The following is a 348-nucleotide window of genomic DNA, read 5'->3' on the forward strand; positions in this document are numbered from 1 at the left end:
ATCAAACTCTCCAATAAAGTTAGTTTGTCTAGCATCTAAAAATAAAAATTGACGTTCACGTTGTTTGTTTCGTTCAGTTTTCAAAGAACTTTTTTGGTGGAGCCTAGCGGGATCGAACCGCTGACCTCCTGCGTGCAAGGCAGGCGCTCTCCCAGCTGAGCTAAGGCCCCAAACAAGTATCGGGAAGACAGGATTTGAACCTGCGACCCCCTGGTCCCAAACCAGGTGCTCTACCAAGCTGAGCCACTTCCCGAAAGAAAACGCGCCCGAGAGGAGTCGAACCCCTAACCTCTTGATCCGTAGTCAAACGCTCTATCCAATTGAGCTACGGGCGCATATGGTGCCGAG

3 tRNA genes are annotated in these 348 nt (G+C 50.3%); all 3 read right to left on the reverse strand.

Features of this window, described 5'->3' with window-relative positions:
* Positions 1 to 94 precede the first annotated feature (94 nt).
* Positions 95 to 170, reverse strand: a tRNA-Ala gene (locus MR155_RS31610).
* 9 nt (positions 171 to 179) lie between these two features.
* Positions 180 to 253: transfer RNA gene (locus MR155_RS31615), tRNA-Pro, on the reverse strand.
* 8 nt (positions 254 to 261) lie between these two features.
* A tRNA-Arg gene (locus MR155_RS31620) sits at positions 262 to 335 on the reverse strand.
* Between the last annotated feature and the right edge of the window lie 13 nt (positions 336 to 348).

The sequence above is a fragment of the Bacillus cereus group sp. BfR-BA-01331 genome, assembly GCF_022663915.1.
GTDB classification, from domain to species: domain Bacteria; phylum Bacillota; class Bacilli; order Bacillales; family Bacillaceae_G; genus Bacillus_A; species Bacillus_A mycoides.